The 13,324-nt window shown below is 26.5% G+C and carries 11 protein-coding genes; 7 read left to right on the top strand and 4 right to left on the bottom strand.

The window, feature by feature from the left end; translation table 11 throughout:
• Positions 1-78 precede the first annotated feature (78 nt).
• The 4 genes from ACI48P_RS01695 to ACI48P_RS01680 all read left to right on the top strand — a co-directional run bounded on the left by ACI48P_RS01695 (position 79) and on the right by ACI48P_RS01680 (position 3,135).
• Complete coding sequence (locus ACI48P_RS01695) at positions 79-885, top strand: MerR family transcriptional regulator (protein ID WP_475212811.1); 807 nt, start codon at positions 79-81, stop codon at positions 883-885.
• A gap of 129 nt (positions 886-1,014) precedes the next feature.
• Complete coding sequence (locus ACI48P_RS01690) at positions 1,015-1,803, top strand: GNAT family N-acetyltransferase (RefSeq protein WP_475212809.1); 789 nt, start codon at positions 1,015-1,017, stop codon at positions 1,801-1,803.
• 318 nt (positions 1,804-2,121) lie between these two features.
• Positions 2,122-2,355, top strand: a complete 234-nt coding sequence (locus ACI48P_RS01685) for a hypothetical protein (RefSeq protein WP_475212807.1) — start codon at positions 2,122-2,124, stop codon at positions 2,353-2,355.
• An 81-nt stretch (positions 2,356-2,436) separates the two neighbouring features.
• Entirely contained in the window at positions 2,437-3,135 is a 699-nt protein-coding gene (locus ACI48P_RS01680; protein WP_475212806.1) for a SpoIVB peptidase S55 domain-containing protein, read from the top strand.
• Positions 3,136-3,141: 6 nt separating this feature from the next.
• Here the strand turns inward: ACI48P_RS01680 and ACI48P_RS01675 are convergent, their stop codons facing one another.
• Together ACI48P_RS01675 and ACI48P_RS01670 are read right to left on the bottom strand one after the other, a co-directional pair.
• On the bottom strand, positions 3,142-4,578 hold the full coding sequence (locus ACI48P_RS01675; RefSeq protein WP_475212804.1) for a CehA/McbA family metallohydrolase: 1,437 nt from the start codon (positions 4,576-4,578) through the stop codon (positions 3,142-3,144).
• A 16-nt stretch (positions 4,579-4,594) separates the two neighbouring features.
• Positions 4,595-5,578: a zinc dependent phospholipase C family protein gene (locus tag ACI48P_RS01670; protein ID WP_475212802.1), complete on the bottom strand. Its 984-nt coding sequence runs from the start codon at positions 5,576-5,578 to the stop codon at positions 4,595-4,597.
• A gap of 138 nt (positions 5,579-5,716) precedes the next feature.
• Between ACI48P_RS01670 and ACI48P_RS01665 the strand changes: the two genes are divergently transcribed.
• Positions 5,717-6,220 (top strand): hypothetical protein, encoded by a 504-nt coding sequence (locus ACI48P_RS01665; protein ID WP_475212800.1) that lies wholly within the window; start codon positions 5,717-5,719, stop codon positions 6,218-6,220.
• 45 nt (positions 6,221-6,265) lie between these two features.
• Here the strand turns inward: ACI48P_RS01665 and pdaA are convergent, their stop codons facing one another.
• The gene (gene pdaA / locus ACI48P_RS01660; protein ID WP_475212798.1) at positions 6,266-7,087 is read right to left on the bottom strand and encodes a delta-lactam-biosynthetic de-N-acetylase; all 822 of its coding nucleotides are present in this window, start codon (positions 7,085-7,087) and stop codon (positions 6,266-6,268) included.
• A 167-nt stretch (positions 7,088-7,254) separates the two neighbouring features.
• Here pdaA and ACI48P_RS01655 point away from each other — a divergent pair, with 167 nt between their 5' ends.
• Together ACI48P_RS01655 and ACI48P_RS01650 are read left to right on the top strand one after the other, a co-directional pair.
• On the top strand, positions 7,255-10,356 hold the full coding sequence (locus ACI48P_RS01655) for a helicase C-terminal domain-containing protein (protein ID WP_475212796.1): 3,102 nt from the start codon (positions 7,255-7,257) through the stop codon (positions 10,354-10,356).
• A gap of 361 nt (positions 10,357-10,717) precedes the next feature.
• A complete protein-coding gene (locus tag ACI48P_RS01650) occupies positions 10,718-12,304 on the top strand; it encodes an AbgT family transporter (protein WP_475212795.1) in 1,587 nt (528 codons plus the stop codon).
• Between the two features lie 75 nt (positions 12,305-12,379).
• Here the strand turns inward: ACI48P_RS01650 and ACI48P_RS01645 are convergent, their stop codons facing one another.
• Entirely contained in the window at positions 12,380-13,219 is an 840-nt protein-coding gene (locus ACI48P_RS01645) for a hypothetical protein (RefSeq protein WP_475212793.1), read from the bottom strand.
• Positions 13,220-13,324: the final 105 nt, after the last annotated feature.

The raw sequence follows: 13,324 nt of genomic DNA, 5'->3' as shown, positions 1-13,324 counted from the left end.
GAAAAATTTTCAAATTATTTGCGTTAGGATGGTAAATAATATATTTAATTAAAATAATTAAAATATATGGGGGTAGGAATGAAAGATTATTATAAAATAGGAGAAATATCAAAAATATACGGAATAGGAAGAGATTCCTTAATGTATTATGAAGAGATTGGAATAATTAAGCCTTTAAGAGATACTAATGGATATCGAATGTATAGCATTTATGATATATGGAGATTAAACTTACTAAAAGAGTTAAGAAGTCTAAATTTCCCTATGAAAAAGATAAAGGAATATCTTGATGAAAGGACAGTAGAATCAACAACTAATTTATTAGAAGAAGAAATTGATTTAATTGACAAAAAAATAGAGGAATTAGTGAGACAAAAAGAAAATATTAATAAAAGAATTGATTCAATAAAAGAAGCAAGAAGTACAGAGCTTGGTAAGATGGAAATTAAGTATATTGACAAACGTAAAGCAATTAGAATAAATGAAGAGATTGAAAAAGATGAGGATTATGATTTTGTTGTTCAAAAACTTCTAAAAGAATATGAAAATAGATTTAATATACTTGGAAATAATAATATAGGGTCTGTATGGAGTTTAGATTCAATTAAAAGGGGAGCACTTAATGAATTTAAATCAGTATTTTGCTTTTTAGAAGATGAAGAAGAAATATATAATATCACTGTTGAAGAAGGATATTATTTAACTCTTACTTACAGTGGTACTTATAAACAAAATAAGATATTGGTAAATGATATGTTTAAATTTATGGAAGAATATAATTATATGCTTAATGGTGAACCTTTAGAAATATATAAAATAGATATTCATGAAACTGGTTCAACAGAAGAATTTATTACAGAGATTCAAATACCAATAACTAAGTAGTTTATTCAAATTATACATTGGATAAAATATTTGACACATGGGAAAACATTTTTTATAATTAAAAAAACATCTATTATAATTGAAAATAAGTATGGGCATACACTTGTTAAAATTAGGGGGTATTAGCATTTGATTTTAAAAATTGGAGACGATTTTAAAAAGAAGTTTTGGGAATATGTATCCTATGAAGAATGCATCAACCTTTATATAATAGCTGATGTTGAAAGCTATGGATTTGAAACAGATTTTCTAAATGTCTGGATGCAGGTAGATGATGAGAATAATACATGTTCTATAATATTAAGGTATTACTCAACATTAATAGTATATAGCCATAAAAATGATTTTGATGTCGATGAATTAATTCAGCACATAGAATCTTTAGATATCGATGCTATTAATGGAAAAAAGTCTGTTATAGATCGGCTATGCACAAAATTTAATAATTATAAGGACAAAAAAGAATGTTATTTTTGTAGTTTAACAAAGTTAAATGACTTGAATTTTGACGCTTTAAAAGATTATAAGATAGAAGAATCTGAGGTTAATGATTTAGAGAATATTTTTAAGTTACTTAGGAAAAATGAAGATTTTAAATTAGAAAATTACATTCAATCAAAGTCATACCAAATTAAAACGAAAAGTGGAAGAGTTTATTTTATTAGAAAAGATGATAAAGTAATTAGCACATGTGGAACAGGTATAGAAAATAGTTTCTTAGCTATGATTAACGGTGTAGCAACTGAAGAAAGTTATAGAAATAAAGGATTAGCGACTTATTTAGTATATACTTTGAGTAAGAAGCTTTTAGAAGAAGGAAAGTATCCTTGTTTGTTTTACCATAATGAAGAAGCAGGAAAAATATACTATAAAATTGGGTATAAGCCTGAAGACAACTGGATAATGTTGTTTAAGTAGTAAAAAATAGAAAAATGTATTTATTTGGCAAATAAAATAAAAAAATATAATTTTGTGTCAAAAATTATTGTTTTTTCATATTATATTATGTATAGGATGAATTCCTGTACATGATAGATGTGTGGCATACTCGGATAAATAAATATAAAGGAATTATTATTAAAAAATAGATTAGTTATAATCTAAATATATTACAATAATGGCGCTATTAAATTAAAGTGCCATTATTTTTTTGTATGTAGATTACTTACCATTATAAGATTCCTATAGATGCATATACTAAAAAAGACACAAAACTTCAGCAAAAGGAGAGTGTATATGGAAAATCCAAATAGGAATAACAAAATTATTAAGTTTTTGATGATTTTTTTATTAGTAGTATTATTTCCAAATTGCTCTTACTCAATACAAAAAAATGAAGAAATTCCTAAACAAGTTATAGTAGGTGGAGAACTATTACAATGTGATATTAAAACATCAAAATTAATGTTTTATACTCATGATAATGCTAGTTATTCATTAAAAAATTATGACTTGTTAGAAAGCTTATAAGGAAAAGTTATTGAAGATTTATATAATAAAGCTATTTTAAAAAAAATAACTAAGGAAGATATTTTAAAAATTAACCTTAGAATGAAAGAAAATGATAAAGTTAAAGTAAAAATAAAAAGAAATGGAGTTAGCAAAGATTTAGTTTTAACAAAAAAAGAAATTCATCATTCATTTTTTGTTGATAGAGTTCCTTTTTCAGCTACATTAACTTATATTAACCCTAAAGATAATACTTTTGGAGCAGTTGGTCATAATATGCATTTAAATAAAGACAAAGAAATTTTATCTAAAAGTGGTAATATATATTTATGTAATTTATCAGAATTAAAATCATCAAATAAAGATGATGTTGGATATATGCATGGAAATACAATATTTGAATCACAAGGTAATATAATAGATATAAGTGAATTTGGAGCTAGAGGAAAAATAAATGGAAAAGAAATTTTAACTAATAAAAATATATATGATGTTGGTAGTATTAAAGAAGTAAAGAATGGTCCGGCACAACTTTTAATTAAAGATAATTTTTATTCAGAAAAAATTTACTATGATATAGAAATTATAAATCCTGATAATAAAGGTATATCAGAGCCTTATAATTTTGAGTTTAAAGTTATTGATAAAGATTTGATAGATAATTATGGTGGTATTGTTCAAGGAATGAGTGGTAGTCCAATAATACAAAACGGTAAAATTATAGGAGCATTGTCTCATGTTACATGTAATGATACAACTAAAGGAATGGCAGTATATATACAAAGAATGATGGAAGATTAACTTCCATCATTTTTTTATCCATATTGGAGCTGTAACAGAAGTTTTATTATTTTCTTGTGTGACTTTTACATAATAAAATGTATTATCTTTAGGCTTTAGTGTAAATTCAAGCTTTGCTAAATTCGAATTAAAATCTTGGTTCTTTATCACCTCTGAGTTATTGCTTATTACCTCGATTGTTTTTATTTTATCTTTGTAATCATTGTCTACAGCACTTATGGAAAATCTAAGTTTAGATGGCTTATTTAACTCAGAACCCATTGGAGTATCATTTATGGTATAGTCTATTCTAATATTCTTGTCTTCTGTAGCATAGACCCTCATATTTCTTAGTGAATCATATATATTATCTCTATTTAAGCTTGTAGAAAGCACTACTGTTCTGAATTCATTAGCTACACCAAAATCAACACGATGGTTATCCTGACCGCAAGTAGGTGCCACATGCCATCCATTATCTAAAGCTAATTGATACATATCAAATGATTTAATATTTTTGTTCATATCCTTATTGTAGCCATTACAAACTTCTAAAAGGCACATTACTTTATCTCCTTGAGGTGAATATTTAAATTCTTTAAAATTTCCAAACTTGTCGCAAGGATGGTTAAATTGACCTATTAAATCTTCATTCTTTGAGATAAGTGAATAGAACTTTTCTAAGGTCATATCAGGTTTGTTAGCAGTTACAAAACCTTTTGAATTAAAAATATTAATATGACCAATTGGATCTACTACATTAAAATCATAGGTCATTTCAAATCCGTTTAACCCAATAAATTCACTGTTCTTAGTAAACTTATCTCTACAAGTGATCAATTCATTCCAACTGTTACAATTATTTGCATCATTAAGGTCACATGAGTCACAATTATCTAGTAAATTTGAGTGTTCTGTTATAGCAAAAAAATCTAAATTGGCTTTATCTCTAGCCATATAGTAGGCATCGTTAAAAGTTCCATGGCCATCACTTGCACTTGTATGTGAATGAAGTAGTCCACGATAATGATTATAAATAGGGGTGCCAACTGTGAAATACCATTCAAGTACAGTTGAATTTTTAAAATTATCACTTAGCTCCAATTTAACAATTTGATTACCTCTTTTAAATTTATTTTCAGTGTTATAAGATATTTTATCTTTAGTAATTTTACACTTATCAGTTACATCAATATAATTTACGTATAACTTGATAGAGCTTAAATCTACACCACTATCATCTTTAAATATGGCCTCTATTGATGGATTACCTATAATATATTCTTGGCATTTAGATGGAGATATACTTTCTATTATAGGACCATCTAAATCAATATTAGTATTAATAACAGATATTAAGTTTACACTTTCTGATTTTTTAGAGTCAGAATCTGAATAAGTATTAAAAAACAATAAAATAAGTATAGTTATAATAATAGAAGAAATTATTTTTTTTACTGTCATAATCATCAGTCCTTAGTTATATATTATTGTAATTTATTTTCCAGCTTTGATTAGTTAAGTAAGAGTTATCATCAATCATATTAGTTAATTCAGATATTGTTTTTTCATTATTAAGATATAGATATAGATTATCCATAAAGCTAATATAAAATTCCAAACTACTATTATAAATATCACTAAATGACTCAGAACTTTTCTTGTTCGTAAAAGGATCAATCCAAATAGAATTATTAATATTTAATAAATCATTAATACAAAGATTATGATTTAGATATATTTTACTATCAATATCACTTGATTTAGAAAGAATACTCTTAAACTTTAGATATGTTTTAGAATGTAGGGTATCCTTATTAAGCATTTTTTCAGCATTCTGAAACATATTTAAGCATTTACTAATATTGTTATATGATAAAGACTTACCGTAGATTTTTTTTATTAAGAATGAATACATATCACATATTATTATTAATTCTTTCTTATTTAGAGTAGTTTTTTTATACTCATTAAACTGTATAGGGCTAATATTTTTAAATTCTTTCAATAGTAGTTTATCAATATGAGTTTCTATACTTTTATGTAGAGCTTTAGAGCTTTTTCTTTTATATTGGTTGCATAAGCTAAACTGTAAACTATAAATTAATGGATGAGCATGTTTATCTAAAGCATAATGTGATATAAATCCATACAAATAAGATAGTGTAATATCTCTAAAATTAGAATCACTAAAAATATATCTAATAGTACTAGTATTATTACAATATAAAATCATGCTTTTAAAAAACTCATTTATATACTGTGTATGTATTTTGTCTCCTATTTCTGATAAGTTTTGATTGCTTAAAAATGGTAAATAGTTAGAATAAGAAAAAAAGTTAGGCCCCTGACAGCCTAATAAATATATTTCAAAATTATTATTTATTGTATTTTGCATATCAGCACTATTTATCTTTGATAAACAATCTTTAGCAAATAAACAGTGAGTTATTGAACCTGGCATATTATAACCTCCTAAATAAAAGCGTAAAAATTAATTTATAGGATATATGATGTGTATTTTTTTATTGTACATACATTATTTGTACCATTAGATTAATATAATTTATAAATATAGATAGAAAGTGTCAGGGGGATTAGGATGCTTGTAGAAGTAATAGAGGTAAAAACAAAGAAAAAAGATGCAATGAAATATATATTAAGTAAAACTCCTTTAATGAGTAGGGTAGCTCAATTTAATAAAGTTGCTCAAAATGTACATATAGAATATGTAGAATTTAAAATACTTAGTTATGAGATTATTAGCAAGGAAAAGAAAAATAAATTTTTTAGATATAATAAGAAAAAAAGAAAAATTACTATGCTTGTAAATACATATAATGGGTATACACAGTCTATTGAGATTGCACCCATAACTTCAAAAAGATATGTATCAAAAAGTTGTATAAAAAGATCAAAAGTTAAAGAAGATGATTTAATATTTGAAGTTAAAAACCAAATTGTAAACTTTCTTACGGATAGTTATAGGAATTTAAATGTAGATAAATTAAGTATTCACGACATAAAAATTACTGATATAAAAAGTATATATAAACCTTATTGGGTGGCAGATTATAATGGTAAGTCTATATTAATAGATGCATAAATTAAAAGCTATACCAAACTTATGGTATAGCTTTTAATTATTAGATTATTTTTTAGTTAAATAGTCTAAAGTTTTTAATGTATATCCTTCACTTTCCCAATGTGTTAATACTTCATCTAGTATTTCTGTATTAGTAGTTGAGTTTGGATGAAGAAGTACTATAGCGCCAGGATGAGTTCTTGTATATATTTTATCTTTTGCGTACTCATGCGTTGGCTGTTTGTCATTTAACCAATCTACATATGCAAAGCTCCAAAATATTGATGAATATCCTAAATCTTGAGTACTTTTTAAAGATTGCTCGCTAAATTTACCCATTGGTGGTCTGAAATATTTTGGCATATCTTTACCTATTACTTCTTTGTAAGCTTGTTCAACACTTAAGATTTCATTCTTGAACTTTTCAGGGTCTGTTACTGTAGCCATAGAAAGATGATTTTTAGAATGGTTACATACTAAATGACCCTCAGCCTCCATTCTTTTTATAAGATCAGGATTATTTCTTATATAGCTTTCGACTACAAAGAAATGCGCTGGAGCATTATGTTTCTTTAATGTGTCTAATATTTTTTCGGTGTTTCCACTTTCGTAACCTGCATCAAAAGATAAGTAAATCACCTTTTCATTTGGGTCACCAACATAATAAGAACTGTATCTCTTAAAAAAGCTTGCTTCCTGAATTGGTGATGGTTGTTTTCCATCATTACGAGGGTTAAAATACCAGTTATACTCTACGGTACTAAGTTCTGGATTTAAAATTTGTGTTTTGGATTTAGGCAAAACATCTAAATTTGTACCAACAATAAAAGCAAAAATTAATAAAAAAGCTCCTATTACGAAATAATTTCTAAAATTGTCTTTTTGCACATCCTCACCTCTTAATAAGATAATAATAACTATATTAGACTAGTTTTATTTTTCATATTTATAGTTAAAATTATTCACTAGACTTTTACTTTTTGGACAAACTTATCATATAATAATATTTAGATTGTTTTATGGTTATTGTAAAGCTGTTTGAAAGGAATAAAAAAATGAACAATAATTTAAAAACCATAGTTAAGAGTAATGACAATATATCAAGCATTCTAGATAATATTGTGTTTTTAGATATAGAAACAAGTGGAGTAGATCCATTAAAGTCAGAAATTTTAGAGATAGGAGCAATAAAATTTAAAGATTCTAAAATAGAAATATTTAATACTTTGATAAAGAATAAAAAGGAAATTCCTATAGAAATATTATCATCATGTAGTGGTATGAAAAATGATGATTTTAATAATGCTCCAGATTTTTATAAAGTAAAAGAAGCTCTGATAGAATTTTTAGGAAATGAGACTATAGTATGCCATAATACAGATGTTAAAAAAAGCTTTTTAAGTCATAATTTTTCCAGCATTAAAAATAAGATAATTGATTCTATGGAGTTGGCATTAATTCTAGAGCCATATCATAAAGAATATAACTTGGACTATTTAAAGAATACACTAATCAAAAATTCTGATGGTGAAAAACATAGAGCATTATCTGATGCAATAGATACTTTAAATGTGGTTAATGCATTACTTTTAAGACACATAAAAAGAGAAAGTAATACATTAGAACCTTTAAGCTTTAGAATAGATTCATTGTTAAGAAAACATAATCTACCTAGATGGGGTTGGAGCTATTATTTAGAAAATGCAAACTATGATACTGATATCAAGCAAGAAATTTTATATGAAGAAGATAAGAAAAAGAATATAAGAAACTTAGAAAAAGAAAAATATGTTTTTAAAAAAGTATATGAAAACTCTAAAAGTTATGAAGAGTTATTAAAAGATGGAGAAATATGGCTGAGTAAAGAAGGTTTTATGTACGAATATAGGCCAGGCCAATTCGAACTAACAAAAACTATTAGAGAAACATTTAAAGGTAATGGTGGCTCAGCAAAAATTGCATGCATAGAAGCACCTACTGGTATAGGTAAAAGTGTTGGTTATTTATTACCTGCAATTCTTGAAGCTAGGCTAAGTAGTAAAAGAATAATAATATCTACAGATACTAAAGAGCTTCAAATACAATTGATAAATAAAGATATACCTAATGTGTTAAACTCATTGGGATTGAATGGGAAGGTAAGTTATGGTTACATTAAAGGTAAAAATAATTATATATGTGTTGATAAATTAGAAGGATATAAGGCTGATTATAATCCTGAAAAAACAACTGTAAAAGATATAATATCTTTGTTTTATATTGAAAGATTAACGGAAGATGGAAAGTATGGAGATATAGAGGAAATAAACCATTGGGTATTAAATAATTATGAAGAAATAATATACCATTTAAGGCAAGTAAGTTGTGACCCTAATATTTGTAGACCTAAAAAATGCTACAGAGAATGTTTATACAAAAATAGAGTAGAAGAGCTTAAAGAGGAAGACATAACTGTTGTAAATCATTCATTACTTGCAAAGTGGCCATATAAAGATGAAAAGCCTATAGAAAATATAATAGTTGATGAGGCTCATAATTTAACTGAAAAGGGATATGATTTTTTCTCTTGTGGGATAGAATCGAGGAGCTTCAGATATTTACTTCAAGAAATATATCCCTATGAAAACATGCACAGCAGCCCTTTTATATTTAGTAAAAAGACAAGGAAAATAAAAATGTTTGATAAATTTTTCAACCATATAAGGCTTGAGAGAGATTCAAAAGATAAAATTAGTAGAAATATTAACTTAATAGTTGAGGAAATGAATAATATCTTAGACTATGGTAATTTTAGCGAATACAGTGATGCAAGTGATTTTAACTTAAGATGGGAATTGAATTTGCAACAAGACGAAGTTGCAGGGAAAAATCTTACTTACAAACTATATAGCGAGAAAATAAGAGCTAGTGTAGAGTTGATAATAAGAAATTTATCTTCAATTGTATTTTTAATAGATAGATGTATGGATGATGATAGTGTTGATAAAGAAGCTGATATTTATAAATTTGGGAAATCTAGGTTTAAGGATTTAGAAGATAGCAAAAATACACTACAAATATTTTTAGAATATAGTGAAGATGATCATATTGCAAGAATAGTTGAGATAGATAAAAATTTTAATCATTTTGAACTTAAAGTAACTCCACTTAAGCTAGCGGATTTATTTGAAGAAAATATATTAAGCCAATTAAATAGTGGGATATTTTTATCAGCAACCCTTACAATAGGAAACAAGATGTCCTATTTTAAGAACACATTAGGAATAAATAGAGTAGATAATATTGAAAAAGTTATTGAACCATTATATAACTATAAAAAAAGAGTATCTGTAATAAGAATAGATGATATATGTGATTATAAGAATAAAAACTTTCCTTTGGAAATGAGTGAAATAATATCAAAGACATCACAGCTAACAAATGGACATACCTTAGCTTTATTTAATAGTACAGATAGATTGAATAAGACTTATGATATTGTAAAAGAATATCTTCATGAAAAAGATACTGAAGTATACAAAAATAAAAAGGGAATTAAGTACTTAAAAGATATAAACAAAAAATGTGTTGTATTAGGTTCAAAAGGTTGCTTTGAGGGAGTAGATGTTCCTGGGGATGGACTTACATGTGTTACATTAGATAAAATTCCTAATCTAAATCCAAGTGACCCATTGTATTATACTATTATGAAAAAATACAATACACCATATCATCAAATAAATTATCCTCAAATGGCAATAAAAGTAAAACAAGCTATGGGAAGATTGCTTAGAAGCAAATATGATTATGGATGTTTTATAATTTTTAATACTGGTACAAACTACAACACACTAAAAAGATTAGAAAAAGATTTACATGGATGTAAAATAATATCTTTAAATAAACATAATATGTATAAGTATATTTACTCACACTTAGTTTATAACAGAGAAGTAGTGCTAGATAAAGCTTTAAGAGATATTTTTAAAGTTACTTCTATTGATGAAAGTACTAGTCTAAATAAAGTCAGGTATTTAGTTAATAGAGAAATGAAAAGTAGATATATTAACAGTAAGATATATGAAATAGACAACAAAGAGGAGGCTTTTAAAATAAAGTATTTCTCAAAAAAGTATTTAATAAAGAAAGGTCAATATATCGAAACGCTTAATAAATGAAAAAATAATGTAGTAAAAATGAAACTTTGTTTTTTTCATATGCAATAAATTGCTTTTTTAAAACAAACCTCAAAAATGATATAATAGCAAGTTTAAAAGTGCTAAGATGTGTAAAAACAGAAATATACACGTTTTAGCGCTTTTTATTATTGTATTTGGGTTTGATTCCTATAATATTAAGATATAAAACAAAGTTAAAAATATAGAATAAAAAAATATTAAATAGTCAAATGTTTAAATTTATTGAAAATTTTATACATTAATGTTGACAATTGTCAGAATGTTGTTATAATAAAAGTATATTAAAAAAGTTATATATAAATTTTAGGTATTATGTATAAAATTTTAGGGAGGGATACAAATGAGTAGTAAAGGTAAAGATACAAATGAAGTAAAAAAGAAGAACTTGTTCCAAAAGTGTCTAGATGGTATCGAGATAGTTGGTAATAAGCTACCTCATCCAATCGCATTATTCTCAATATTTTGTTTAGCAATCATGGTAATATCTGCTATAGCAGCAGCAACAGGATTATCTGCAACAGGGGAATTATACAATAGAACTACAGGAGTAGTTGAATTACAAACGATAACAGCAATAAGTTTATTCTCTAGAGAAGGTTTAGTATACATGTTAGAAAATGCTGTATCGAACTTTGTCAACTTTGCACCATTAGGAATGGTTTTAGTTGGTATGTTAGGTATAGGTACTGCAGAAGGTAGTGGATATATATCTGCTGCACTTAAGAAAACAGTTGCTATGACTCCCGCTCAATTAGTAACACCAATGGTAGTGTTCTTAGGGGTTATGTCAAATATAGCATCTGATGCAGGATATGTTGTTTTAGTTCCAATAGGAGCATTAATATTTATGTCATTTGGTAGACATCCACTTGCAGGTTTAGCTGCAGCATTCGCTGGGGTTTCTGGTGGATTCAGTGCAAACTTAATAGTTGGTACAATAGATCCAATGCTTGCTGGTATATCTACAGAAGCAGCAAAGATGATAGATCCAAACTATGTTGTAACTGCAACATCAAATATGTACTTCATGATGGTATCTACGGTATTAATAACTTTATTAGGTTGGTTCATAACTGATAAGATAGTTGAACCAAGACTTGGTGAGTTTAAAGGAAGCAGAAGCTTAACTAAAGAAGATGAAAACTTAAAGAACTTAACTGAAAAAGAAGCAAAAGCTTTAAAGATAACTAACTTAGTGGTATTAGGATTAATAGTTTTAGTAGTAGCTTTAGTAGTTCCAGAAAATGGATTATTAAGAAATGCTGAAACAGGAAGTATAATAGATCACTCTCCATTAATGAATGGATTCGTTCCAATAATGGCAATAATATTCTTTGTAGCAGCGACGGTATACGGAAGATTATCAGGACAATTTAAAGATACAAAAGATGTATGTAATGAAATGGGTAAAGCTATGAGTTCAATGGGTGGATATATAGCACTTGCTTTCATAATGGCTCAATTCGTTAACTACTTCTCATTCACTAACTTAGGTACAATATTAGCAGTAAATGGAGCTAATTTCTTACAATCTTTAGGATTAAGTTCATTAGTTCTTATAGTAACATTCGTATTATTCGCAGGGTTCATAAACTTATTTATGGGATCTGCATCTGCTAAATGGGCTATAATGGCACCAGTATTCTTACCAATGTTCATGAAACTTGGTATATCTCCAGAGTTAACTCAGGTTGCATACAGAATAGGTGACTCTACAACAAATATAATATCACCTCTTATGAGTTACTTTGCAATGATAGTTATATTTGCTCAAAAGCATGATAAAAAAGCTGGTATAGGTACATTAATATCTACAATGATACCTTACTCTATAATATTCTTAATAGGATGGATAATATTATTAGGAATATGGATGATGTTAGGTTTACCATTAGGACCAGGAGCTGGATTAGTTTATCCAATGTAATTTAAACAATAAAATAATTTATATTTAAATATAATAAAAAGGATATCTTTTAAAAGATATCCTTTTTTTAATGTATTATTTAGCTATAACTTTTCCTAATAAACCTTTTACAAAGTCATTATTAACTATTTCTATATCCTTAATAACGCCATCTTTAGTATGAACTAATACAGCTGTTTTAGCATAGTCACCTAGTTTTTTATTGTCAGTTTGACTTACATTACTTATATTATTGTTTACAGGGTTTACTATACTATCCTTAGTTACATTATTTGAAGAATAATGAGGATGTTGTTTATTTGGATGAATATCATGTGGAACTAATGGATAGAAATATAATTTATCATTGTTATTAACTGAACTTGCAACAAAGTTGGCAGAATTAACTTCATAAGCTTTATTAAAATTAGCTATATTGGCACCTACAAAATCTTTTTTTGAATTTTCGATAGTAAAGTCTTTCTCACAAATTAAACCTTTATTTTGGAAAAACTCTATTTTGTAGTCAGCATTTGAAGTTGCTACATTTTTAGTAAATTCTTCAGAATTATACATATCATAATTTCCAGTTAGTGCATTTTTTACTTTTCCATTTTCATAATAAACGTGAAGGTATGAATCCTTGTTTTTGTCAACTTCATAAGCAGATTGAACATTTACGCTATTACGTATATCTTCCATAGTAATTGTGTTAAAATCTTTTCCTTTAAGATTATCGGTATTAATATAATAAACAGAGGAATGAGGCATACCGAAAGATTTTTCTACATCTCTAAATGCTGCGTTCATCATTTTTTCTGTGTTAACGCTAGCTTTATGGATGTATTCATTAGCTTTTGTGTTTTTAGTGTTCATTGAACAAGCAGTTGCAAGTAAAGACACAAAAACTAATAGTATGATTAAATTCTTTTTCATTATTTTTCTCCTTTCATTAATAAATCATTTAATATTAGTATTTAAAAATATATAAAAAATATACTAATATTAAGGTATTAGTTAGTGTTGTTTTTGAATAATTTA

The sequence above is a fragment of the Romboutsia sp. LXY-2 genome (genome assembly GCF_056171995.1).
Note: the sequence above shows the minus strand (reverse complement) of the source record. Positions and strands in the feature narration are given on the sequence as shown.